Origin of the sequence: Myroides sp., from assembly GCF_032073645.1 — a bacterium.
Taxonomy (GTDB): Bacteria; Bacteroidota; Bacteroidia; order Flavobacteriales; family Flavobacteriaceae; genus Flavobacterium; species Flavobacterium odoratimimum.
In genome coordinates, this window is sequence record NZ_DAMANB010000018.1 from 34,954 (window position 1) to 61,437 (window position 26,484).

General features: G+C 34.0%; 22 protein-coding genes. 17 read left to right on the forward strand and 5 right to left on the reverse strand.

The genetic code is table 11. The annotated features are described in order from the left end of the window. Window positions 1-77: 77 nt before the first annotated feature. Complete coding sequence (locus tag RT228_RS13220) at window positions 78-728, forward strand: rhomboid family intramembrane serine protease (RefSeq protein ID WP_006258454.1); 651 nt, start codon at window positions 78-80, stop codon at window positions 726-728. A 93-nt stretch (window positions 729-821) separates the two neighbouring features. Continuing rightward, window positions 822-1,514 (forward strand): SIMPL domain-containing protein, encoded by a 693-nt coding sequence (locus RT228_RS13225; protein WP_006258453.1) that lies wholly within the window; start codon window positions 822-824, stop codon window positions 1,512-1,514. A gap of 61 nt (window positions 1,515-1,575) precedes the next feature. On the opposite strand, the gene RT228_RS13230 is transcribed toward RT228_RS13225, so the two are convergent. Next, the gene (locus RT228_RS13230; RefSeq protein WP_006258452.1) at window positions 1,576-3,267 is read right to left on the reverse strand and encodes an acyl-CoA synthetase; all 1,692 of its coding nucleotides are present in this window, start codon (window positions 3,265-3,267) and stop codon (window positions 1,576-1,578) included. Between the two features lie 269 nt (window positions 3,268-3,536). After that, window positions 3,537-4,505, reverse strand: coding sequence for an aminodeoxychorismate synthase component I (locus tag RT228_RS13235; RefSeq protein WP_059051229.1), 969 nt, complete (start codon window positions 4,503-4,505; stop codon window positions 3,537-3,539). Window positions 4,506-4,545: 40 nt separating this feature from the next. Here RT228_RS13235 and RT228_RS13240 point away from each other — a divergent pair, with 40 nt between their 5' ends. The 10 genes from RT228_RS13240 (at window position 4,546) to RT228_RS13285 (ending at window position 18,580) form a co-directional block, all read left to right on the forward strand. Then, on the forward strand, window positions 4,546-5,127 hold the full coding sequence (locus RT228_RS13240) for an anthranilate synthase component II (RefSeq protein WP_006258450.1): 582 nt from the start codon (window positions 4,546-4,548) through the stop codon (window positions 5,125-5,127). Window positions 5,128-5,439: 312 nt separating this feature from the next. Next, the gene (mdtD, locus tag RT228_RS13245) at window positions 5,440-6,861 is read left to right on the forward strand and encodes a multidrug transporter subunit MdtD (RefSeq protein WP_059051227.1); all 1,422 of its coding nucleotides are present in this window, start codon (window positions 5,440-5,442) and stop codon (window positions 6,859-6,861) included. 53 nt (window positions 6,862-6,914) lie between these two features. Then, the gene (locus RT228_RS13250) at window positions 6,915-7,352 is read left to right on the forward strand and encodes a GNAT family N-acetyltransferase (protein ID WP_006258448.1); all 438 of its coding nucleotides are present in this window, start codon (window positions 6,915-6,917) and stop codon (window positions 7,350-7,352) included. 1,660 nt (window positions 7,353-9,012) lie between these two features. Beyond that, on the forward strand, window positions 9,013-9,672 hold the full coding sequence (locus RT228_RS13255; RefSeq protein WP_006258447.1) for a succinate dehydrogenase cytochrome b subunit: 660 nt from the start codon (window positions 9,013-9,015) through the stop codon (window positions 9,670-9,672). A 2-nt stretch (window positions 9,673-9,674) separates the two neighbouring features. After that, entirely contained in the window at window positions 9,675-11,594 is a 1,920-nt protein-coding gene (locus tag RT228_RS13260; protein ID WP_006258446.1) for a fumarate reductase/succinate dehydrogenase flavoprotein subunit, read from the forward strand. 12 nt (window positions 11,595-11,606) lie between these two features. After that, on the forward strand, window positions 11,607-12,359 hold the full coding sequence (locus RT228_RS13265; protein WP_006258445.1) for a succinate dehydrogenase/fumarate reductase iron-sulfur subunit: 753 nt from the start codon (window positions 11,607-11,609) through the stop codon (window positions 12,357-12,359). A gap of 18 nt (window positions 12,360-12,377) precedes the next feature. After that, window positions 12,378-13,580 carry a porin gene (locus tag RT228_RS13270; RefSeq protein WP_006261690.1) on the forward strand — a complete coding sequence of 401 codons (1,203 nt, stop codon included), beginning with the start codon at window positions 12,378-12,380 and terminating at the stop codon, window positions 13,578-13,580. A 24-nt stretch (window positions 13,581-13,604) separates the two neighbouring features. Beyond that, window positions 13,605-15,035, forward strand: coding sequence for an anion permease (locus RT228_RS13275; RefSeq protein WP_006258443.1), 1,431 nt, complete (start codon window positions 13,605-13,607; stop codon window positions 15,033-15,035). A 119-nt stretch (window positions 15,036-15,154) separates the two neighbouring features. Further along, the gene (locus tag RT228_RS13280) at window positions 15,155-16,462 is read left to right on the forward strand and encodes a cryptochrome/photolyase family protein (protein WP_006258442.1); all 1,308 of its coding nucleotides are present in this window, start codon (window positions 15,155-15,157) and stop codon (window positions 16,460-16,462) included. A 105-nt stretch (window positions 16,463-16,567) separates the two neighbouring features. After that, window positions 16,568-18,580: a sensor histidine kinase gene (locus tag RT228_RS13285; RefSeq protein WP_006261689.1), complete on the forward strand. Its 2,013-nt coding sequence runs from the start codon at window positions 16,568-16,570 to the stop codon at window positions 18,578-18,580. A gap of 2 nt (window positions 18,581-18,582) precedes the next feature. On the opposite strand, the gene RT228_RS13290 is transcribed toward RT228_RS13285, so the two are convergent. Continuing rightward, on the reverse strand, window positions 18,583-19,344 hold the full coding sequence (locus tag RT228_RS13290) for a hypothetical protein (RefSeq protein ID WP_006261688.1): 762 nt from the start codon (window positions 19,342-19,344) through the stop codon (window positions 18,583-18,585). Between the two features lie 329 nt (window positions 19,345-19,673). Here RT228_RS13290 and RT228_RS13295 point away from each other — a divergent pair, with 329 nt between their 5' ends. The 5 genes from RT228_RS13295 (at window position 19,674) to RT228_RS13315 (ending at window position 24,425) form a co-directional block, all read left to right on the forward strand. Next, entirely contained in the window at window positions 19,674-21,152 is a 1,479-nt protein-coding gene (locus RT228_RS13295; protein WP_006261687.1) for a catalase, read from the forward strand. Between the two features lie 132 nt (window positions 21,153-21,284). Continuing rightward, window positions 21,285-22,331, forward strand: a complete 1,047-nt coding sequence (locus RT228_RS13300) for a tyrosine-protein phosphatase (RefSeq protein ID WP_006261685.1) — start codon at window positions 21,285-21,287, stop codon at window positions 22,329-22,331. Between the two features lie 54 nt (window positions 22,332-22,385). Then, entirely contained in the window at window positions 22,386-22,997 is a 612-nt protein-coding gene (locus RT228_RS13305; RefSeq protein WP_006258437.1) for a hypothetical protein, read from the forward strand. 22 nt (window positions 22,998-23,019) lie between these two features. Further along, entirely contained in the window at window positions 23,020-23,703 is a 684-nt protein-coding gene (locus RT228_RS13310) for a DUF4328 domain-containing protein (RefSeq protein ID WP_006261684.1), read from the forward strand. A 23-nt stretch (window positions 23,704-23,726) separates the two neighbouring features. Then, a complete protein-coding gene (locus RT228_RS13315; RefSeq protein ID WP_006261683.1) occupies window positions 23,727-24,425 on the forward strand; it encodes a hypothetical protein in 699 nt (232 codons plus the stop codon). A gap of 77 nt (window positions 24,426-24,502) precedes the next feature. On the opposite strand, the gene RT228_RS13320 is transcribed toward RT228_RS13315, so the two are convergent. Both RT228_RS13320 and RT228_RS13325 read right to left on the reverse strand, forming a co-directional pair. Continuing rightward, entirely contained in the window at window positions 24,503-24,883 is a 381-nt protein-coding gene (locus RT228_RS13320; RefSeq protein ID WP_006261682.1) for a lipocalin family protein, read from the reverse strand. An 83-nt stretch (window positions 24,884-24,966) separates the two neighbouring features. After that, the gene (locus RT228_RS13325) at window positions 24,967-26,463 is read right to left on the reverse strand and encodes a PLP-dependent aminotransferase family protein (protein ID WP_006258433.1); all 1,497 of its coding nucleotides are present in this window, start codon (window positions 26,461-26,463) and stop codon (window positions 24,967-24,969) included. Window positions 26,464-26,484: the final 21 nt, after the last annotated feature.

The window sequence follows — 26,484 nt, forward strand, 5'->3', positions numbered from 1 at the left end:
AGTTTAATACCATAATCTAACACAAATTTAATAGGCGAGTAGCGAACAATTCTTTATTTTTAACCAAATATTTTTATATGGATATATCTACGGTTACCCTAATTCTTTTGGGGTTAAATGGACTTGTTACTTACAAAGGGCTAAATGATTTTAGCTTTTTTAATAAGTATTGCTTTGATATTAATCAAATTAATAGAGGAGAGCGCTATCGTTTCATAACATCAGGTTTCTTACACGTTGACTGGATGCACTTCGCATTTAATATGTTGACCCTGTATTTTTTTGCAGATATTATTATCCATGTTTCAGGAGTATTATACTTCTTGATAGTTTATGTTGCAAGTTTATTGGTAGGAAATATATTGACCTATCAGTTTTATAAGAACCAACCTCATTACAGAGCAGTAGGGGCATCAGGAGCTATTATGGGAGTATTATATGCGTCTATTATGCTTAATCCTTCTATGAGTCTGTATATGTTCTTTATACCGATTCCTATTCCTGCTTATATATTTGCAGTAGGGTATTTACTGTACTCACTTTATGGAATGAAGAAGAATAGTGATGGTATTGGCCATACAGCACATATTGGAGGAGCATTAGCAGGTTTAATATTGATTGTATTAAAGTACCCTATCTTGATCCAAACAGAATTTAAATTAATAGCAATATTGCTAATCCCTGTACTGATTTTAGTGGGAATGTATCGAAGCAAAAGGATTCAATAGACTTTTTTTGGCAATTATTTATGACCTTGGTACTATTTACAGTATGTTTTTTAGATACATTTGTAATATAACAAAGCAAAAAGAAAGTCACAAATGAAAAAAATGTCAATTATGTTCGCGTCATTATTAATGACAACAACAGCTATCGTAGCTCAAAATAACAACGGTGTAGTTGTTCCACAGATTCAAGTAAATGGAGTAGGAAAGGTAAATGTTACACCAGATAAAGTAGTCATTAGAGTAGGAGTAGAGAATAAAGCTAATTTAGCAGCAGATGCTAAAAAAGCAAATGATAAAGCTATCGCAACTATTATCAAATATATAAAGTCGATGAAAATAGAAGATAAAGACATGCAGACAGAACGTGTGAGCCTTTATAAATCTAGAGACTATGAAGAGAAGAAAGATTATTTTACAGCATCTCAGACTTTATCTATTACATTGACAGATATCTCTAAATATGAGAAGTTAATGGTAGGACTTACAGAGTCTGGAGTGAATAGAATCGATGGAGTAGACTTCCAGTCTTCTAAGACAGCAATGTATGAAGCAGAAGCTCGTACACTAGCAGTAAAAGAAGCAAAACAAAAAGCTACTGATTATGCAAATGCATTAGGGCAAAAAGTAGGTAAAGCTATTTTAGTATCTGACAGTAGTGCATCTACACCTATTATCGTTAGACCGATGGCAATGATGAAAGCATCAGCAGACTTCGGAGAACAAACTATCGCTTTAGGAGAATTAGAAGTAGTGTCTAATGTGTCTATTAGTTTTACGTTAGAATAGTAAGTTTTTTATTTATAATTAGAGAGGGCTGTCAGATATCTGGCAGCCCTTTTCTCTTTTCTTATTTTACGTAGTCAAACTCTAGTTCGACATTTTGTTTTTTGGCAATTCTTTCAGCTTGTAAGGCTCTTAGTTCTACACGCTTTATTTTACCACTAATAGTCTTTGGTAACTCTGTCACGAACTCTATCTTACGAGGCATCTTATAAGGTGCTAGATGTTCACGAGAGTATTTAAATAGTTCTTGTGCTAATGTTGCAGATGCTTTAGTATGGTCATTTAAGATAATAAACGCTTTTACTTCAAATCCTTTTACTGGATGAGGACTCGCTACTACAGCAGATTCTACTACATCATGATGTTCTAATAATACACTTTCTACTTCGAATGGGCCGATGCGGTAATCAGAAGCCTTGATCACATCGTCATCTCTACCGATAAACCAGATATAACCATCTTCATCTTTATATGCCTTGTCGCCTGTGTAGTATAATCCATGTTTAAATACTTCACTCTGTTTTACTTTGTCGTATAAGTATTCTTTAAATATCCCGTTTAGCTGTCCTGTACCTGTTCTTACACAGATATTCCCTTCCTCATTGATCGCTACTTCTTTTCCATCATCATCCGCAATGACAATGTCGTATAAGAAAGTAGGTTTACCCATAGAACCATATTTTAGCTTAGCATTAGGATAGTTAGCGATCATACAAGTACTTTCTGTTTGACCAAAACCATCTCTAACGACTAACCCAGTTCCTTCTTTCCATTCCTCAATGATCTCAGGGTTTAGAGGTTCACCAGCTGCTACACATTTCTTTAGGCTAAAGTTGTATTTCTTCAGATCCTCTTGTATAAAGAAACGCAGTACAGTAGGAGGAGCACATAAAGATGTCACCTCGTGTTTCTCTATCATCTCTAGTGTTTTAGCAGCATTGAAGCGTTCTTTTGTAGCAAAAGCAAATATTGTAGCGCCCACATTCCAAGGTGCGAACAGACTACTCCAAGCAAATTTAGCCCACCCAGGTTGTGAGATATTATAGTGAATATCATTGCGAGTAAGTCCTATCCAAGAGGTAGTAGTAAGGTGCCCAAGAGGTTGACTTAACTGAGTATGGCATACTATCTTAGGCATTCCAGTAGTACCAGAGGTAAAGAACATAAATAGGGTATCATCAGGTTTAGTCATTTCACCTTTTGCCTCTTTGCTCTGTTCATCTAGTACAGTCAGTGGGTACCAACCTTCTCTTTGTCCATCTACGATAATCTTTACAGGGATCACTATACCAGATTCTTTCTCTGCTTGATCTATCTTTTCTACATTGTCACTATCAGCTAGTATTACTTTAGGAGCTATCTTTTGGAATCTGTATACTAGATCTTTTACACCTAGTATACTTGCAGCAGGTGATAATCGATATCCCGCTTTTATTGTAGCTAAATGCGTTACCCAGTTAATGCGTTGTAGCATCATTTGTGTTAGAATCACATCATCTTTTTGAATCCCTTTAGAACGCAAAAAGTTAATCAATTGGTTATACCTGTCATGTAAGGTCTGAAAGGTGTAGTGATGAGTCACCTCTCCATCTGTCCATAATAGGGCAGTCTTCTCAGGTGTCTCTTTTACGTGTATATCTTCATACACTTCTTGTACCCAGTTAAAGTACTCTGGCTTTTCGATTTTTAGATCATGTAAGGCATCGTAATTCTGATCGATGAGTAATTCACCGATTTGTTTATACAAATCTTTCATTCTTTATTAAATTAGTTTTTGGTAGGGGTAATTTACAGAATTAAGATGTATATAAAAATAAAATAATCAATTATGAATAGACAAAGTGCTTGTTTTTAGTGATTTTAATTAACTAAAATGCAATAAAAAGTAGTGCAATATGATAATTGAATAATTTAAATTCGCTCAGTAGAGTTGTTTTTTAACTATTATTAATAAGAGTTGTTTATCACTTTAAAAATGATAAAAATGAATTTATACTAGTTGATTTGTATTTTAATTGAAATTAATCAACTAGGTATGTATATTTTTTGAAGTAACTCTTCGTATTCTTTTTCTACTTCACTAGACGAGGTTATTCCTCCACCACTTTTATACACCAGTTGATTAGATTGTTGTTCTATAAAGCGAATCATCACAGCACTATCAACGCTTTCACCATCATAGATACCACATACTCCAGTATAGTAATTGCGGTCGTATTGTTCTGCTTTGGCTATTATATTTACTGTACTTTCTTTAGGAGATCCAGTGATAGAGCCAGCAGGTAGTAGTTTGCTAAATATAGTTCCTATTCCATGGTGCCAATTAGGAGATAGCTCTCCTGCTATCTCAGAACTCATTTGTAAGATAGGTCCTTTAGAAGTCTCTAATCGATCTAGATATCTAAATCGGTTCACTCTTACTTTTTTAGAAACAATGTTTAAATCATTTCGGATTAAATCAACTATTGTATAATGTTCAGCTGTTTCTTTTTGATTGTTTAACAGTATCTCAGCTGCATTAGGAATATCAGCTTTTATAGTTCCTTTCATAGGATAGGAGTATATCGCATTATCCTTGATTTGAACGAATATCTCAGGTGAGAAGCACGTGAACTGATCTTTTACCAGTAGTTTATACTTAGCTTTAGCAGTGTGATACACATCTTCTAAGGTGTATTCAGATGATATAGGCGTAGCTACAGTGAGGTTAATAAGGTATGTATTCCCTAGCTGTAACTCTTGTTTGACGATATCAAACTTCTCTTGATATTGCTTAAAACTAAGGGGAGTAGCTTCTATTTTTAGATCAGAGATATGCTCTTTTGGTTGTGTATTGCTTATTCCGTTGAAGTTATATTTTATTTCTTCTTGATCAATATCTTTTAAGGGTTGGATGATACAGTCTTTTCCATCATAGCTAATGATAAAAAGGAAAGGAATTCTCTGTGATCCCAATGAGTTCATTAGAGAGATAGTTGTATCTTTGAGCACCATATTTAATCAAGTTTAAAGGTTCAAAAGTACAAAATAGTTTATGAGTGAAATCAAACAAATTGTTATAATAGATAATCATGACTCGTTTACTTATAATTTGGTTCAGCTCTTTGATGAGAATGAACATTGTAATATTACCGTGATTCCTCACGATGAGGTTGTTCTAGAATCTTTGCATAAGTTTGATATGCTTGTTTTATCTCCAGGGCCAGATGTACCTCGTAGTTACCCTATCTTGTTTCGAATATTAGATAGGTATAAAGCAGACAAACCAATCTTAGGTGTTTGTCTAGGGCATCAGACTATCGGAGAGTACTTCGGAGCTAGATTAGAGAATCTGTCTTATGTCTATCACGGACAGTCTACTACCTTACATTATAGAACAGAAGACACTTTATTTACTACTATAGATACCCCTGTTTCAGTAGGGTTATATCATTCGTGGGCTTTATCGACTAATGATTTTCCAGAAGAATTAGAGGTAGTAGCGCTTAGTGATGAAGGAGTTATCATGTCTATTCGCCATAGAACATATAATATTAAGGGAGTACAGTTTCATCCCGAATCATATATTACTTCTCATGGTAGAGAAATCATAAATAATTGGGTGTTATCCCTGTAATGGTTAAATTATTTATTGTGTTTTGCTTGTAATAGCATTTTTTTATCAATCATTATAGAGTTTGTCTATCATATTTTGCAGTATAAATAATATAAAAATTATCTATCTAGTAATAGTATAGCTATAAAAATTCTATATTAACAAAGAAAGATATAGGGAAATGTATAATTGGTATAACTACTGTTTTTTCATCATTTTAAAGCCTATTTAGGATAAAAAATATCTATCTAATTCATTAAATAAATGAGAATAGATACTCTAATTTTGCACTGTGAAAAAGAAATTATTAATTACTAAATGATTTAGAATACAATGCAAGCAGGAGTAATAAAAGATGAAAGAACACGCAAATATTTGCCATGGCTAGGAGCTCTAGCTATCTTTATGCAAGCACTAGATGCTACAATTTTAAACACAGGATTACCCTCTATCGCTAAGAGCTTAGGAGAGTCGCCCTTAGGGATGCAGAGTATCATCGTGTCCTATACATTGACAGTCGCTTTATTGATTCCGTTGAGTGGGTGGTTAGCCGACCGATTTGGTACGAAGAGAATCTTTATCCTAGCAGTGGGGCTATTTACGTTAGGTTCTGTATTCTGTTCTATGTCAGCTACCTTAGATCAGTTAGTTCTAGCACGTATATTTCAGGCTGTTGGAGGAGCGATGATGGTGCCTGTAGCTCGATTAACTTTAATTTATGCTTATCCTAAAAACCAGTTGTTAAAGGTGATTAACTTTATCACCATACCAGGATTGATAGGACCTATGCTAGGACCTGCAGTAGGAGGTTTTTTAGTAGAGAAGTTGTCTTGGCATTGGATATTCCTAATCAATGTACCAGTAGGAGTGATAGCAGTACTCTTTGCTAGAAAAATCATTCCTAATTTTACCAATACGGTAGGGCGTTTTGACCTTATGGGATGGGTGTTGTTTAGTGGAGGATTGACTACCTTAACTTTAGTAATAGAGAAATGGAATAGCCCGACAATATCATCAGTACAATTAATTACACTATTTATTGTAGCGATGCTAATGGGAGTAGCTTATGTATTCTATGCTAGAATGACAAAAGAACCTTTGATTAAATTGAGCTTATTTAAGATTACCACGCTTCGTTTAGGGTTGATTGGTAACTTAATTACACGTTTCGGAATTGGGGGAATGCCATTGATGATCCCTTTATTATTACAAGTAGGATATGGGTACTCAGCGATGTACGCAGGGATGATGATGATTCCACAAGCCTTGTCTAATTTGGTTTCTCGTAATTTCGTAGTACCTATTGTAAGACGTTTTGGATACAGAAGTACGTTGATTACGAACACAGTACTGACAGGCTTGTTAATCAGCTGTTTCTTCTTTATAACGCCTACTACGCCTTATTGGGTAATTATCTTACTGATGATCGGTAACGGTGCTTTTAACGCGATACAGTTTACCTCTATGAATACCATTTCTTTAGCCGATTTAGACCAAGATACGTCTAGTGAAGGAAACAGTCTGCTATCTGTGACACAGCAGTTAGCAGTAAGTTTAGGAATATCTTTATCAGCGATGGTGTTGATGTTGTTTCAGAACAGTCAGATTGCAGAATCAGGTGATAAGATAGGTGTGTTTAGATATACCTTCTTAGTTATGGGATTGATCACGATACTGTCTAGTTTAGTATTTACTAATCTGAGTAAAGACGCAGGATCAAGTATGTCTGGAGCGCGCTCGTATAAAAAAGAATAAAAACATTGTCTCTGTTTTTTAAAATAGTTACTTTTCTTTAAAAATAAGTAGAGATGGAGATAAGAAAGATGGAAATCAACGATGCTGATGTAGTTGCTAATCTTTTAGAACAAATGGGATATCCTAATACCTTGGGTTTTTTGCCCCATAGAATAGCAGAAATGAATAATTGTGAACGAGAGGCGCTCTTAGTAGTAGAGGACGAGGGACAAGTCATTGCCTTTATCTCAGTACACTTTATTCCTCAGATAGCCTTAGAAGGTGATTTTGCAAGGATAAGTTATTTTACTGTAGATCAGAATATCAGGAGTAAGGGTGTAGGGAGATTAGTAGAAGAACACGTAACAGCTCTAGCGAAAAGCAGAGGGTGTGATAGAATAGAACTCCACAGCCATAGTAGAAGGACAGATGCACATCGCTTCTATTTCAGACAGGGGTACGAGGATGTACCTAAGTATCTAGTCAAGTATTTAAACCCGGATTCGCATTAGTCAAATACTATAAGGTAATTCTACTTCATATCTCTTTCATTAGTTCTTAAACCATATTATAGTATGCTTTACGCATTAATTCAGAGCTATTTTGTATAATTACTTTTCGTTTAGATGTCTATCGACAACCTAGGTTAAAGTAGAACTTCAGTCTTAGAGGAATAGATCAGAAAATATATATTATGAAGCAGTAGTATACTTTGGTGTACTACTGTTTTTTTATGTGCTTTAGTTTTGTATTCTATTAAAATTGCTTCTCATTTTTTTCTTTTTGAGTAGAAAATAGCCTCTTAAAAGACCAATTATATAGTTTTTAGACTCTTTTTTTTTCATTTTAAAGATGAAATAAAGGATATATAGCTGTTTTTATAAAAAATAAGGAGTGTTTTTTTTGATATGAAATTATGTTAACTAGTTAATAATAAGTTTGTTAATTGGTTTTATGTTCTTTTTAGCACTTATCTATAATAGCTCTCAAGCCTAGTATTTAAAGGTGTTATAAGAAGATCCTTCGACAATACATGGACAATACCTCGATAATGGTGGAGCAGAGCATGGGTTAGTCCAACAAATGTGCTTTTATACTCCACTTACTGTTCTTGTATTCCATGTTATGATTCAATCTAAATTAGATAGGAATAGAAGCTCCATTGATACACTTACATTATCCTATTCTGATTTAAACACACTTCTAATGACAGCTTTTAAAAGAAAGAGAAAAATAGAAGTGTAAAATTGAGGATTCTGCAATCGCTCTTTTTAGGGTTTGATAGGTAGAAAAAGTAATCTTCGGGAGAGGAATTACTTCTTTTTAGACTAAATTCTTAATATGAACCATTAATAGGAAAATACAGTTTAGTGTATAAAAGAAGAAGAAATGAGGCTTATTTAGGTTTATTACAACTTTTATAGAAAGTTATTTAGTCAGTTTAAGCAACTTTTTAGAATATATGTAATATGTACTTAAATGTAGTAAATAAGAGGGTTTCATGGTTTTATCTGTTTATAAATTATGAATAATATAATAGATTTCTTTTTTAGGGATCTGAAATGAATATAATGATTTTTACTACTATTTAGTTGTGTTTATTTGAAAGAATACATAAAGAGTATGATGTATTATTATTTGTAGTGCTAATTAAATTTGTTAAAAAGAGCATTGTGGTATGGAATTTGTTTTTTTGTTAAAAGAGCAGCGTATTCTTTAGAAGTATTAGTACTATTTATAATGATTATATACTTTATTATAACTAATTATTTTTTTAAGGAACGTTATTTATGTTAAAAATATTTGATAATTTTAAATACAAGTTCACATTGATTGTAATATTATATTGATGTACGTTAATGTGTATAGGTAGTGAGTAAAACCAAATGAGGGCTGATATATGTCATCTTTGAAATAACACTAAAATTATACTTTTAACATATAAATAAAGAAAACGATTAGAGTCTATTTGAAATTAGAATATAAAATTGTTTATAGGATGTTTTTGAGTGTATCAAGACATTTTACTCTTGTAGAATGTATGTATCTAAAAGAAGTAAAAACGAAAAAATACTCCATAATAAATAGAAGTAAAATATAGTACTGATTTTCTAAATAGGCTTTTAGTAACAATAATAAGGATTCATTAATTATTAAAAACAAAGTACAAAGATGAACACACTCTCACGCAAGATTGTAATGGCCGCGACAGGATTATTTCTTTGCTTTTTCCTATTAATTCACTTTTTAGGAAATACACAGTTATTTTTAGAGCCAGAACACGCAAGACTTAGCTTTAATGCGTACTCGCATTTTCTAACCGGAAATCCATTGGTAAAAATGGTTTCTTATGTTTTATATGCTTCTATTATAGGACATGCCATCTATGCTTTAATTATTACTTCTAAGAACAAGGCTTCTGGAGGTACTTATAAAAAAGATAATAGAGGTAGAGCTAGTAAATGGTACAGCAGAAATATGGGAGTATTAGGGACAATAGTTTTAATCTTTATTGTTCTGCATTTTCAAAACTTTTGGTATGTGTATAAGTTTGGAGAAATAGGCATCGATGCTAATGGAAACAAAGATTTATACGCAGTAGTAGTTACAGCATTCCAAGAGCTGTGGTTAGTAGTGGTATATGTTATCGCGATGGTAGCATTGTGTTATCACTTGATCCACGGAATTACGAGTGGAGTAAGAACGTTAGGTTTATTTCACCCAAAGTTTGTACGTTGGGTTAATATCTTCGGAGTTGCTTATTCAGTAATTATTTGTGTAGGATTTGCTGCAATGCCAATTTTTATTTACATCACTAATCTTAAAAACTAGCTATGAAATTAGATGCAAAAATACCTCAGGGGCCATTAGAAGAAAAATGGTTTAACTATAAAAAAACTGCTCGTCTGGTAAACCCTGCGAATAGAAAAAAACTTGATGTAATCGTTATCGGAACAGGATTAGCAGGAAGTTCATTAGCCGCTTCTCTAGGAGAGATGGGTTATAATGTAAAAGCTTTTTGTTTTCAAGATACACCTCGTCGTGCGCACTCTGTAGCTGCACAAGGAGGGGTGAACGCTGCAAAAAATTATAAAAACGACGGTGACAGTGTGTACCGTATGTTCGTAGATACATTAAAAGGAGGAGACTTTAGAGCGCGTGAAGCGAACGTGTATCGTCTAGCAGAATGTTCTCTTAACTTGATCGACCAAGCGGTAGCTCAGGGGGTTCCTTTCGGTAGAGAATACGGAGGATACTTAAACAATAGATCATTCGGAGGAGTACAGGTAAGTAGAACCTTCTACGCAAGAGGTCAAACGGGACAACAGTTATTATTAGGTACTTACCAAGCGTTAATGCGTCAAGTGGATAAGAAAACAGTACAACTATACTCTTCTCATGAGATGCTAGATATCGTGGTGATCGATGGTAAAGCGAGAGGAGTAGTAGTGCGTAACTTAGAAACAGGTGAGATAGAGAAACACTCAGCACATGCTGTAGTATTAGCAACAGGAGGTTTCGGTAAAATTTATTACCTATCTACTTTAGCGATGGGATGTAATGGATCTGCTATTTGGAGAGCACATAAAAAAGGAGCTTATTTCGCGTCTCCTAGCTGGACTCAGATTCACCCAACTTCATTACCTCAGTCTGGAGACTACCAATCTAAACTAACATTAATGTCAGAATCACTGCGTAATGATGGACGTATATGGGTACCTAAAAAAGCAGATGATACAAGAGAGGCAAATGATATTCCAGAGGATGAAAGAGATTACTACTTAGAGCGTCGTTATCCTGCATTCGGAAACTTAGCACCTCGTGATATCTCATCTCGTGCAGCTAAGGAGCGTATCGATGCTGGACATGGTGTAGGGCCATTAAAGAATGCGGTATACTTAGATTTCTCTAAAGCAATCAAAGAGCAAGGACAACCAAAAATCGCTGAGAAGTACGGAAACTTATTCCGTATGTATGAGAAGATCACAGGTATCAATGCGTATAAAGAACCGATGAAGATATCTCCTGCAGCTCACTTCTCTATGGGAGGACTATGGGTAGATTATGAGTTAATGACTACTATTCCTGGATTATTTGCATTAGGAGAAGCGAACTTCGCGGATCACGGAGCGAATAGATTAGGTGCAAACTCATTGCTTCAGGCTTCTGTAGATGGATACTTTATCGCACCTTATACGATCGCTAACTATCTAGCAGATCAGATTAGAGTAGGTAAGATCTCTACAGATCATCCAGAGTTCGACAAAGTGGTGACTGAGAATAAAGAAAAAATAGACCAATTATTAAATATAAAAGGGGATAAGTCAGTGGACTACTACCACAAAAAATTAGGTAAGTTATTATATGATTATTGTGGTCTAGCTAGAACAGCTGAAGGGTTAACTTATGCAATCGAAGAGATTAAAAAGTTAAGAGATGAATTTTATAAAAACGTTCATGTTCCAGGAGAGAATGATACCATGAATGCTGAATTAGAAAAAGCAGGACGTGTAGCAGATTATCTAGAGATCGGTGTGTTAATGTGTTATGATGCATTGACTAGAAACGAGTCTTGTGGAGCACACTTTAGAGAAGAGTACCAGACAGAGGAAGGGGAAGCTGAGCGTAATGACGCTGAGTTCCAATACATCTCTGCATGGGAGTGGCCAGGGTCATTAGATAAAGAGCCTATCTTAAATAAAGAGGAGTTAAAATTCGAATTCGTACAACCAACTATCCGTAGTTATAAATAATTAAAAAAGTCTATGAAACTGCATTTAAAAATTTGGAGACAAAAAAATCGTAAAACACAAGGAAAACTTGTTGATTATACGTTAGAAAATGTAAATCCGCATATGTCTTTCTTGGAGATGTTGGATACATTAAACGAACAATTAATTGTAAATAAAGAAGAACCAGTAGAGTTCGACCACGACTGTAGAGAAGGTATCTGTGGACAATGTGGTGTAGTAATCAATGGAAACCCTCATGGACCATTAGAGAATACAACGACATGCCAGTTACACATGCGTGAGTTCAGAGATGGTGAGACGGTATTAATAGAGCCTTTTAGAGCAAAGGGATTCCCAGTGAAGAAGGACCTAAAAGTGGACAGAAGTGCCTTTGACCGTATTATCTCTGCTGGAGGATATGTGTCTGTAAATACAGGACAGGCTCCTGAAGCTAATACAATCCCTGTGTCACATGAGACAGCAGAATCAGCTTTTGACTCTGCGGCGTGTATTGGATGTGGAGCATGTGTGGCTACTTGTAAGAATGGTAGTGCTGCTCTATTCACATCAGCTAAGATTACTCAATTAGCGCTGTTACCTCAATCTCAAGAGGAGCGAAAAGAAAGAGCATTGAGAATGATCTCGCAGATGGATGCAGAAGATTTCGGACACTGTTCTAATACAGAAGCGTGTGAAGTAGAATGCCCACAAGGTATTTCTGTACTTAACATTGCACGTATGAACTACGAGTACAATCGTGCTAGCTTTTTAAAGTTTAAGAAATAACAAATAAAAAATAAGCCTATGAGCACTCTCACACTCTATAATAGCTTAAAATTTAAAATAATAGTAGGAGCAGGATTATGCTGCTCCGCTATTTCATTCGCTCAAGAAGTCAAGACAGATACAATCCAAATCTTCGAAGACAAGGTTATTATCAATCCTGAACCGCAGAAATATCCTAAGTTTAAAGTAGGAGGGGTATTCCAGACTAGATACTTAGATAACTTTAAAAAAGGTGTGGATATAGATGGACTACATCACTCAGAAACACCAGAAAAGACAAGTTATGCTAACAATTCTTTTGATATCAAGAGAATGCGTGTTTCTATGAATGCGAAGATTACTGAAAACTTAGAAGTAACAGCTCTTGTTAATTTTGCGGACTTTAAGAATAAAGACGTAAGTACACGTGTTTTAGAAAATGCGTATGCTAAGTATACGGTTAACCGTTACTTTCAGATTACAGTAGGACAGTTTAGACCTCTATTCGGATTAGAAGAGACGTATGCAGTAGATATTGTTAAGTCCATAGATTATTCTAACTCTTATTATCTATTCGGTAATAACGGATGGATGAGCTTCCAGGTAGGTGCTGCTATTACAGGTAGCGTAGACTTAGGGAAGGTGCCAATGAGTTACGGGTTCTCTGTGACCAATGGTAATGGAAAGAATAAGACGGATAGTGATGATGGTAAGCATTACTCAAGTAGACTTTTATTTAACCTGAATAAGAAGCATGATTTTAATGTAGGTATTAGTGGAGGTATAGGTGAGGTGCAAAAAGAAAACGTATATGCAGTAGGAGTAGAGGCAGCAGCTAAGTTTCCTATTGGTGATCGTTGGTGTTTTGATTTTCAAACAGAGGCTAAGCAAGGGACTAATCACGATGCGTTCTTTAAGCTGGCAGCTGATAAGCGCTTAGGTAAGTTAGATGATTATGTGATGAAGAGTTTCTATGTGCTACCAAACATTCGATATGAAGTAGGTAAAAAGCACTTCCAGGCTATCGAGTTCGCATGTCGATATGAGTATCTAGATGCGGAGTCACAGTTAAACTCTAATGCACGTCAGACATTGACGCCTATGTTTAGTTTAGAGTTCCTTAAAAATTATGGAGCAAGAATCCAACTGGGGATGCAAATAGATAACTTTAAAGAAAATATAAAAGATTCGAAAACTTATAATTCTAATCTAGCATTTATCCAATTGCAATGTAGATTCTAATTGTACCACAAAGACGTATAAGTGATGAAAGAAGTAAATCTTAAGAATCTTGCGATTACAGCTGTAATCGGGATTGCACTATGGTTTTGTCCAATTCCAGAAGGAGTAACTCCAGATGCCTGGCATTTATTTGCCATATTCGTAAGTACCATTTTAGGTATTATCCTAAAAGCCGCACCGATGGGAACAATGTGTATGTTAGCAGTAGGTCTAACAGCATTCTTTCAATTGTTAGCACCTGGAGATCCAGGTAAGTCAATAGCACTGAGTTTAAGTGGTTTTGGAGATAAAGTAATATGGTTAATCGGTATCTCTTTCTTTATTGCAAGAGGTTTTATCAAAACAGGATTAGGAAATAGAATTGCGTTTTTATTTATTCGCGCCTTTGGAAAAAGTACATTAGGGTTAGCGTATGGATTAGGATTAGCAGACTTAGTATTAGCACCTGCTATTCCTAGTAATACTGCTCGTGGAGGAGGAATCATCTACCCTATTATGAAGTCTATGGCTATGAACTTCGGTTCTGATGCGACTAAACCAGAAACACATAAAAAGTTAGGTTCTTTCTTGACATTGAACTGTTATTATATGAACTTGATTGCATCATCTATGTTCTTAACAGGTACAGCGAGTAACCCAATGTGTCAGAAGTTCGCTGCTGATATGGGAATTAATATTTCATGGATGTCATGGGCAGCTGCAGGTTTTGTACCGGGGTTAGTTGCCTTTATTTTGACCCCGATAGTATTATATAAAATCTTCCCACCAGAGCTTAAGAAAACAGGAGATGCGCCTAAGGTGGCTGCTGAAAAATTAAGAGAAATGGGTAAGCTATCTATATCAGAGATTTTGATGTTAATGACTTTCGTTATTCTGTTAGCACTTTGGATTACTGGAGATTTATTTAGTATCGATGCGACTACTACTGCGTTTATTGGTTTAGCAATCTTACTGTTGACTTCTGTGTTGACATGGGATGATGTAAAGGCAGAAAAAGGAGCTTGGGATACTATTGTATGGTTCGCAGTATTAGTGATGATGGCGAGTTCATTGAATAAATTAGGATTCATCGGATGGTTCAGTGATTTAGTAAAAGGTAAAATGGGTGATATGGATTGGCATTATGCTTTCCCTATTATTGTGATTGTTTACTTCTTTAGCCACTACATCTTCGCGAGTGCGACTGCTCACGTAGCTGCTATGTATGCAGCCTTATTAGGAGTAGGGGTATCGCTAGGAGTGCCACCTGTATTATTAGCGATGATGTTAGGTTTTATGGGATCTATCTACGGAACATTAACACATTATGGACATGGTCCTGCACCAGTATTCTTCGGAAGTGGGTATGTAGAGCTAAAGTCGTGGTGGACTTATGGTCTAATCATCGGAGTTATGCTACTCGCTATTTATTTAGTGGTAGGTACGAGTTGGATGAGTTTAATAGGAGCTTTTTAATAAGTAGTTTATAATTTGATTTAGTAGGGCTAAGTATTCTTTTATATCTTTCGGGAATAAAAGAATGCTTAGCCCTTTTTTAATAATACGAAGGTAATCTAGGGATAAATAAGAAAACGATGAGAAAAGCAGAAGTAGTAGTAGTTTGGTTTAGACGTGATTTAAGATTAGAAGACAATGTCGCCTTTTATCATGCAGCAGAGAGTGGATACCCTATTCTACCTCTATTTATCTTTGATAAAGATATTTTAGAGCAGTTTAGCAATGTAGAGGATAGGCGTGTGCAGTATATTCACGAGCAGGTCGGGAAGATAAATGACGAGCTGAAGAAGTATAATTCAAGTGTTCAATGTTATCACAGTACAGTATCTGAGGCATTCGAACAATTAGCAGATAACTATTTAATAAAGGCTGTTTATAGCAATGAAGATTATGAGCCTCAGGCTATTCAAAGAGATCAAGAGGTAGCTTCTTTTCTTCAACAAAAGAATATCCTTTTTTATCAATATAAAGATCACGTTATTTTTAGAGGAGGTGAAATCTTAAAACAAGATGGCACAGCGTATCAAGTATATACTCCTTATGCTAAAAAATGGAGATCATTATTGACAGAAAATCATTTGTTTGATTATACCGTAGCCTTAGAAAAGGTATTGTTTCATCGTTTTCAAAGTGATATTCTATCTTTAGAACAGCTAGGGTATCGTCCTTCTGAAAACAGGAAGATAACCAATGAAGTAGATCTAGCTATCGTCTCGAGGTATGATCAGTATAGAGACTATCCAAGTATAAAAGGGACTAGTCTATTGGGTACAGCATTGCGCTTCGGTACAGTATCTATTAGGAAATGTGTACGTATTGCTTTAAAAGAAAACGATGTATGGCTATCAGAGTTGATTTGGAGAGAGTTCTTTAGTCAGATCATGTATTTATACCCTGCAGTAGAAAAGCATTGTTTTAAGTCTAAATATGAGGGTATAAAATATCGCAATAATGAGGCAGACTTCTTGGCATGGTGTGAAGGTAATACGGGATATCCGTTAGTAGATGCTGGAATGAGAGAGTTAAATGCTACAGGGTTTATGCATAATAGAGTGCGTATGGTAGTTGCTAGCTTTTTAGTAAAACATTTATTGATCGACTGGCGTTGGGGAGAGGCATATTTCGCTCAACAGTTACTAGATTACGACTTAGCTTCTAATAATGGGAATTGGCAATGGGTAGCTGGCTGTGGCTGTGATGCGGCACCCTACTTTAGAATATTTAACCCTACAGAGCAAGCAAAAAAGTTCGATAAAGACGGAAGCTATATGGATAAATGGGTTCCTGAGTGGCGAGAACTCTATTATAGACAACCAATAGTTGAACATAAGTTTGCTAGAGAAAGAGCTTTAGAAGTGTTTAAGGAAGGATTGCAAGAGTATTAATTTATTTTAGTAGTATTGTGTAAAATATTAATAAAAAGGTTGGTGATATAGGTGAGATAGCGTAATTTTTCATACATTTAACTTTTCTTAGAATCAAGAAGTGTAATGTTTAAAAAATACATTTTATATTGCTTATTAATCCCCTTTTTTCTTAGTTGTACTAAAAGTAAGGAGAGGCAAGTAGGTGTACAAAAACAGACACAAGGACTAGATTTAATAGATAAAAAAGAGGTTGTTGATTCTGTTCATTATGTAGAAACCAGTCGCTTGGCTAAACGTTTACTTTTATTAGGTAACGCGTATTATTATAAGCAAAATGCTTTAGCGAATAAAGAAGATGTTTATAATGAAAAAAATAAGTTAACCTATGAGTATCTTAATGCATTAAAGAATAAGGATAGTGCATCACTAGCGAGTGCCTATTTTGATTTAGGCGAGCATTATCAATATACTGCTATTTCAGATAGTAGTTATTATTATTACAATAAATCAGCTCAATATTATAAGGGGATAAAGAATATTGAAGATCTTCAAAAAACGTATTTGTATTTCAGTATATTGCTAGCTAGCAGAGGTGTGTTTTTAGAAGCTCATATACAACTGTTACAAGCTATATCATTAAATGGGTATAATGTATCAAAGCATACTCTGTATAGTCAAGCATTTGTACTAGCCGTGATAGAGTTGGGTTTAGATAAAAATGATGAGGCTATCACTATGCTAAAAAAAGCTGAAGCATATTTAGACTCAGAAGAACTTAAAAACTTCTATTTAAGGGAACAGATATTGATGAATAAGATTTCTATTAAAAATAATCTGTCTCGAGCCTATATAGAGAAAGGCGAATACAATGATGCAGAAGAAGCGATTCAAGAAGCTTTTAGGTATTTAGAACAATTGGAGAATAAGGATAAAGAATCTTTTTATTCTATGCTCCTGCATACGAATGCATCACTTCAATTAAAGTATAAAAACTATGATACTGTAATAAGTTATATAGTTGAAGCTATGGATCATAGTCTAACTATAGGTGACTATCATGCTTATAATCTGAATAAAATACTATATGCTGAATATCAATTAGAAAGAGGGGAGTTTGTAAATGGGATTAAATTATTAGAAGAGGTATTCTCTGCTGCTACTCAATATGATGATCTAAGAGTACAGAAAAAGGCAATAGAATTACTTATGATGTATGATAAGATCGATTCTAAATCTAATTTTTATCATTATAAACAGATTAATGAATTGATTAATAATGATATCAGTGCGGTTAGGAGTAAGTTCGCTAGATTAAAATATGAATCAGATTCGCTTATTCGCTCTAATCAAATTCTAAAAGATCAGAATAATCTTATTACTTATGCGAGTATAGCGCTTATTTTTAGTTTTATTGGAATGCTATGTGTTATTTTCTATAGAAATAAGGCAAAAGAAATAGCTCTGGTGCAAATGTATCAAAAGGATACAGAAAAATATTATGATTCTATTATTCATATTCAGAATAGTATAACAAGAGCTCAAGATATTGAACGTAAGAAGTTTGCGAAAGAATTACACGATGGAGTATTGAACAAGCTATTTGTTACTCGGTTTTCTCTTTTACAATTAGAAAATGATAACCTTGAGTTAGTTAAAGAATCTTTAGTCAAAGAAGTACAAGAAGTAGAGTTATTTATTAGAAATAGTTCTCATGCGCTATACAATGAAGAGAAGTTCTTAGTTAGTAATTTTGGACAGCTTTTAGAGGAGTTAGTTTATTTGCAAAATAGAAATGTCAGTACAGTTTTTAGTATTGAAATTGACTCTAGAATAGAACTAGAGAGACTAAGTCATAAGATAAAAGTGAATATCTATAGAGTTCTTCAAGAAGCATTTCAAAATGTACAGAAGTATGCTGAAGCGAAAGAATGTAAATTAGTAATAGAATATCTATCAGACCAATATTTTCGTATGGAAGTTATAGATAATGGTAAAGGATTTAGCTTTAAATCTGTTAAGCGTGGATTAGGAATTAAAAATATGGAAGAACGACTTCGAGGGTTGAATTCAAAACTTATTGTAAAGAGTAAAAGAGGAATAGGTACTTCTATTTCTTTTTCTATTCAAAATAGCTAGATCTACAGTTTATATATCATCCAGATATTAGGCTCTGTATAATATCCTTTGTTAAGCTCAACGTTTACTCTAAGCGTAGTTAATCCCATAGGTAAAATGTATTCTCCAGAAGACTGAAAAGTATACCCAGTCCATTTTTCCCATTGAAGAATAGTACCTTCGACGTAGAATGAGGTAGTGCAGACACCTTGAATAATAGCTCCATTGATTACGTGTTTTCTAATTTCAATATCGTATGGTAATCCCGAATTATTAATCCATTGAGAATAATTCATTATATCTTGTAAGGGATAATGTTGTTTCATCTTAGGTCTTATGGGACAGATAATGTTTTGATATTCTTCTTGAGTAGCATAAAGCTTTAGGTTGTTTATTACATATTGGTGTACTTCATTTTCAGAATAAGACTTATTCGTAAAAATAGATAAGCAACACAGAGTATTTGGTTTTAGGATACGTTCATGGTCGGCAAATGATTTCTCTAATGCCCATCTCCACCCTCCATCTGAGAGTTTAGCGAACTCTGTTTTAGTTAAATGTAAAGGCACACAATGTATAGTTGCAACAAGGTTATTATTCTCTAGTACTATAAATTGCTGACTAGAAAATACTTTAAAAATAGAATTCCAATATTTTACTTTGCCACTGTCTGCCTGTAAGTATTGTGGTAAGTTACTTAGTTCTTTAATTTTTTGTACTAAGTTATCTTTCTGAACTGAATTTAATTGATCAAAACATATAAAGCTAAATTCTGCTGTATTCATTGTGTGTTGAAAATTACCATTTGCTAAGAGTTAGAAAGATACTGCATTTACAGAGATAAATATATTTTAATTGAAATTATTATTAACTATTTTATAATCAGAGAATAAAGTTAATAAGCTGAAAAAAACGTATTTTTAGATATAGAAATGGCTTAAAATTTGAGTGCACTAAATAATTATAGGTATTGAAAAGAGTTATGTGTTTTTTAATAGTGATAGATTTTATCAATACATGTATTGATTCAAAGTATGCTAAAATCTAGTTATCAGTGGATTATAGCTGTAAGTTTGTAAAAGAAAAAGAGAGATAAACGACAAAAATAATAATTATGAAAGAACAGAAATTGACAACAGCTTCAGGTAGACCTTATGTAGATCATGAGGATTCATTAACAGCAGGTGCTAGAGGTCCTGTATTACTAGAAGATTATATTTTACATGAGAAGTTAGCTCACTTTAATAGAGAGCGTATTCCAGAGCGTATTGTACATGCAAAAGGTTCAGGAGCTTATGGAACATTTACAGTAACAAATGATATCACGAAATATACTAAAGCTAAATTATTTAGTGAAGTAGGAAAACAAACAGACGTTTTTGTTAGATTCTCTACTGTAGGGGGAGAGAAAGGGTCTGCTGATTCAGAGCGTGATCCACGTGGTTTTGCAGTGAAGTTTTATACAGAAGATGGTAACTGGGATTTAGTAGGTAATAATACACCAGTATTCTTTATTAAAGATGCTAAGAAATTCCCTGACTTTATCCATACTCAAAAAAGACACCCAGGTACTAACCTAAAATCACCTACTATGGTATGGGATTTCTGGTCATTAAACCCTGAGAGTTTACACCAAGTAATGATCTTGATGTCTGATAGAGGAACTCCATTTGGATATAGACATATGAATGGATATGGAAGTCATACCTTCTCTATGATTAATAGCGCGAATGAAAGAGTATTCGTGAAGTTCCACTTTAAAACAGCTCAAGGAATTAAAAACCTTACAGGGCCAGAAGCAGACCAAATGAGAGCAACAGATATGGACTATGCACAACGTGATCTATATGAAAATATCTCTAATGGTAACTTCCCTAAATGGAATCTAAAAATTCAAGTGATGACTGAACAACAAGCCAAAGAAGCAGTTGTTAATCCATTTGATGTAACAAAAGTATGGCCACATGGTGATTATCCACTAATCGATGTAGGGGTACTTGAATTAAACAGAATGCCTAAAAACTACTTCCAAGATGTAGAGCAAGCAGCTTTTGCACCAGCACATATTGTAGACGGTATTGGTTTTTCGCCTGATAAGATGTTACAAGGACGTATTTTATCTTATCCAGATGCACAACGTTATAGACTAGGTGCTAACTATGAGCAGATACCTGTGAATCGTTGTCCATTTATGACTAATAACTATCAGAGAGATGGCTATATGAGAGTAGATGGTAATGGTGATGACGCACCTAACTATTTCCCAAATAGCTTTGATAATATTACAGTAGATCAAAGTTATAAAGAACCAGCTCAAGAGTTGCATAGTGTTGTGGCTGATAGATATGATAGAAATGGAGAAGGAGAGAATGACCACTTCAGTCAACCAGGAAAACTATACGAGATTATGACTGCTGAAGAGAAAACAAATACTGTAGCTAATATCGTTGCGGCAATGAGTGGTGTAGAAGGGCCTAAGCGTGATGAGATTATAGGAAGACAGCTGTGCCACTGGTTTAGAGCTAATGTTGAATTAGGTACTAGAGTTGCACAAGGACTTAACTTCGACATCAGTAAATACATGAATTCATAATAGTTATCTATATATTTTTAAAGGATCCCATTTTGCTTCTTGCATTTGGGATCTTTTTTTTCATAACCATGTCAGAAGTTGTATTCTAGATTATTATACTTATTTTTGTTAGTAACAGTAATATCAATATTTATGCGCTACTATACTTTATTCAAGATAATATTTATATCAACTTTATTTGTAGGATGTTCTTATCAAACTTATCAACCTATTTCTTTTTCTGATTTAGATAAAAATGATAATGTAACAGAAAGCAAAAAAGGGTATATGGTGCAATTGGCTACTGATGAAAAACTTGTCTTAGATCAAAGTACGCATGTAGAGACAGAGGTAGGTCAATATTTTGTAAAAACTAATGAAAGACAAGTATTTCCCGTTATTTCTAATCATGATACTGTGTATCGATCAAATAGGCATATTGAGTTTAAGAAGGTTCACAACTTTCGTGATATGGGAGGGATTAGAAATAAAGACGGAAAACAGGTCATATGGGGGCATTTCTTTAGAAGTGGCCACCTCTCTAAGCTAAAGGAGAAAGAATATGCTAAACTTGAAAATCTAAATGTCAAAACAGTTATAGACTTGCGTACGGATAAAGAAGTGACGAAGAAACCTGATAGAGTACCAGAAGGTGTAGTATATAAGAATGTGCAAGTGTATGACGATTCTGAGGATATGTTCTCTAAGACTAAAAAGGATGTGCTTAAAGGAAAAGTGACTCCTGTACAATCTGATAGTCTAGTGATGGAGTTTTATAAACTGTATATGACAGAGAACCCACAGTTAGTTAGAGAGATAATGGATGATGTTTTTGAATCAAAAGAAGCAGTGTTGTTCCATTGTTCTGCAGGTAAAGATAGAACAGGTATGATAGGAGCTATGATACTTAGCATCTTAGAGGTAGATAGAGAGACTATCATTTCTGAATATATGTTATCTAATAATTATAGAGTAAGTGAAGTAGAGGGAAGAATGAAGCTTGCTAAAGTAGGCAAAGTAATCTTTCCGAAGATTAACTATCAGGTTATAGAGAACTTTTCGTGGATTAAGCCTATTTATATTCAAGCAATGTTTGAAGGAATAGAGAAGGAGTACGGTTCTGTTGATAATTATATTGAGCAAGGACTCAAAATAAGTAAAGAGAAACGAGCAGAATATATTCAGAAATTTACGTACTAGTTATTTTGTGTTCACTTTCAATTGTTTTAATTTAGAGAAATTAAAAGGAGAATTATGTATAGAATAGTATTTACTATGGTAGCCTTTCTTAGTGTAACAATTATGTGTGCACAGAAGCAATCTTTTAGTCAGAAGATAGGTCAATTAATGGAGTTAGTTACAGAGGAGAACGTTGATAATAATCAAGTAAGAGAAATATTAAAGACCTTAGCTATTGCCCCTAAAGAGATGAAAGAAGGAGCTATGGATTACAGTATATATGATAATTTTGAAGGAGATACTTTGTATTATATCCCGTATAAAACTGCAGAAGAATCTCGTTTTTCTGTTGAGAAACTAAAACAGGGAGAGAAGTTGTTCTATACGCTACAGTTTTTAATGCAAAGCACATATACCAAAGATGCCAAAGGTAAAGTAGAATTTGCAGACCCTACATATCTATATAATACAACGATAGAAGAATTAGAACCTTACTGTACTACACCTATGAAGTATAAGAATGGTAGAGGTAACAGTCCTGATTCTCCCTTGCTTAGCTGTGTTTATACTAACCCAAAGAGTAAGAGAAAACTAATGTATTGGGTAGTATGTGAGAATAAAATAGGAGACACAAAGGGAAATACAGTAAAAGAAATAAAGATTCAGAGTCAAGAACTTTGGAGATAAACTATAAATACAAATTAGAAATATGTTATTGTCTAATGTAAGTCGAGGTGATGCTTTAATTGTTGCAATTAAGCTATTGATAATATCTTCAGTAGCTAGTTTGAACTGTTTGTTAATCCAGCACAATATATATACTAAAGCGAATCTAGGTGTGCAATATGTAAATAAAGATTTAGTAAGGTTCGAAACGATAAACTTTATCGTGACAATATTAAATATCGTAGCAGCTGCCTTTTTCTTTATAGTATTCATTGTATGGTTTTATAGAGCTTATGTGAATATGCAGTCTTTAGATACTCGATTAAATGATTCTAAGTATTGGATAATATTCGGATGGTTTTTACCTGTTTTTAATCTAGTGATGCCTTATCGATTATTGAATAAGATGACTATCAGTGCGGTATCGTATATACATAAGAATACGACTACGAGATTACAGAAGTTTAGGTCTTATTGGATTTTATTGATTTGGATTAGTTTCTTATTGATCTATTTGTTGCGTATCTATCAGTATAGTATGGCTACGAGAATAGATGTTATGTATATTATCGAACTAGGGATAATCATTAATGCACTATCGTTACTTACTTTATTTGTGTTCGCTTCATATTTTAATTTCTATAGAAAGATGGAAGCCCTAATCTATAAGTTAGAGCATGAAAACAAAGAGGAGAATGCAAACTGTATTGAACTAGTAAGAGAATAAAATACAACTCTTAAACTGTTTTTATGTCAGGGAAACAAGTTTTTTTACAGTTTATTCAGAATATCAGTACACCTTATCTGCATGAAGGCTTTGTAGCTACTCAGAAAGGTCTGATATTAAAACAACGAATAGAATCATCAGATTTTGAGTTAGTATTGAAGTTTCATGCTATTCAGAGCGAAGTGAAAACTAGTGTACAGTTATCATGCCTTGTCATGGTGTTGTCAGAACAGTTAAAAGCATGGAGGTTGCAGAAGTACAGAAGTAAGGATTTAGCAGTAGATACTGTTTTTATAGCTAATCTTAATGATGTTATTCCTGTTCTCCCGAAGAAGTTTAGTTGGGAAATTAACTCCAAGAACCTTGATGATCAAACAGCTGTTTTCAGTGAGCTTCTTTCTACTTATGTGAATCCTATATTTGAGCAGTTTAGAAATAGAGAGGCACTGATAGCTTATACTATTGAACAAGGATGGAGATTTAATGTAAATATGTCTCCTAAGCAATTTGTTTATCCATTAGATTTTATGGCATGTTTTGCTTCTTATGAAGAGAATTGCTTAGGTTTTAATAACTTTATAAAGCAAGAAGGTCTAGTAGGACAAGCTAGGCGAATTTATAAAGAAATGAGCTCACCTAAGTATAAAGGATATATTAGAAGTGATGCTATAGAGGACAAATTATTCCAGCAAGCTTATCTACATAAAATACCGATTTGGTGATATATGACAACATAAAAAAGAGAGGGAAGTATACGTTATGATACTTCCCTCTCTTTTTTTATGTTTGAAAGTATAAATTAATTTGTACCTACTCTTTTATAGGTAAACTCTTGATTGTTTTTTTCTAAAACAAGGATATTCTCACTACTTGCTTTGATTGTAAAATGTAAGGTATCTCTATTAGATAACACTAGAAGTTCGTGATTCTGTATCCACCAATTCTCATATTCACTAGTCATCATATTTACTGATGTAGCGTCCCCATTCTCTTTTAAAGAAAAACTCTTAGGCTTATTCTCATTAAAGGGAGTGAATTCTGTCCAATCACCAATCACATGTATGCTTAATGACTTTTCATGTTCTGACATTTCAGGAAGTTTAAAGCTCTCTTCCTTTTTACAGCTATAAAAGGCTACTCCACATAATATTATAAAAATACTAGTCTTAAATGTTTTCATATTAATTGTTAAAATTAGGAAATACTAAACAAATATAGTGATAAAAATTAAATATGGGTATTTAAAATAATGTGAATTGGTTTCTATTTAGAAGGTTTTAGCGCATGTATAGTACGATAAAGAATATCTAGGTTAACTTCCATTTCATCTTTTGTTAAATGACCAAATCCTAATCTCATTCCTGTTAATTTTCTGTCTTGATAGAGTAGGGTTTTAGGTAGATATAAGTTATTTTTAGCACATTGTTTATGTAGTTGCATCAGGTTAATAGGAATGTTCCATTCTGTCCAAATAGCTAATCCACCAGCAGGTACTGTAAAATGAATATCATTATTAAAGAACTGTTGTAATAACTCAGCGAAAGAGTCCCGTCTTTCTTTGTATATTTTAGAAGCTTTTTTTAGATATCTAAAGATTTCGCCTTCTTCTATTAATTCATTTAGTACCTGTTCCATGATAATGTCTCCTCTAGGATCTAGTAATCTCAGGTATTTCTGCATTTCTATTAATACACTTTCTGGTGCTACAATAAACCCATGCTCAAAGGTTGGTGCTAATGATTTGCCAAATGATCCTATATATACTACCATACCATCTGAGTCTACACTTGCTAGTGGTAATACAGGGCTTTTGTCATAATGGAAGTCATAATCATAATCATCCTCTAGAATAATAAAACCATACTTACGTGCTAAGTTGAGAAGTTTTACTCTGCGCTGTGCACTTAGTGTTACAGTAGTAGGGTAGTGATGATGAGGTGTTAAATACAGCATACGAATAGTATGAGATTTACACAGTTCTTCTATAGCTTGTACATCTATACCATGCTCATCTACAGGTACTGTTAGTACATGAGCTCCAGTTTCTTGAAATGTCATATTACTAGAGTAGTAGCTCAGCTTAGCTACGATCACTTTATCACCAGGAGATAGTAGTACTCTACAAGCGATGTAGATACTCATTTCGGTATTACGTGTGATCAGTATATTATTCTTACTGATATGTAGTCCTCTAGATAGGTTTAGATAATTCGCCATATTACTTTTGAATGGGTAGTTATCCTCACTTTTTATATTGTATAGTTTTTTTCGATTGCTTTTTCTTTTGAGGTTAGCACTATAGAAAGAAGATAGTTGACTCAGTTGGCTTATTCTTGTATCTGTCGTACCATCATTAAACATATAGTCACAATGATTTGTCTCATAAGGAGAATCTAGCACATTATTGACTTGAAAGGAATATCCTGGTTTACTTGGATATTGTTGAATATTCTGATAATCTATATCAGTACTTGTTTTAGGGCGAATAGACTTTTTGCTCAATACAAAACACCCTTTATTAGGGATCATTTCTATCCATCCTTGTGTTGCTATTTCTTCAAATGCCGCGATTACTGTATTTCTATTTACCGAAAGCAATGTTGCGATTGTTCTAGTGCCAGGTAGTTTAGTCCCTTCAGGGATAAAGTTGCGTTGTATAGCATTGCTAAACTGATTAGCGATTTGCATATATACTGCAGTAGTAGAGTTTCTATCTATTTTTATAAAACTCTGATAAGGGATTTTAACCGGACTAGCCATGATTAGAAATATTAAGTATTA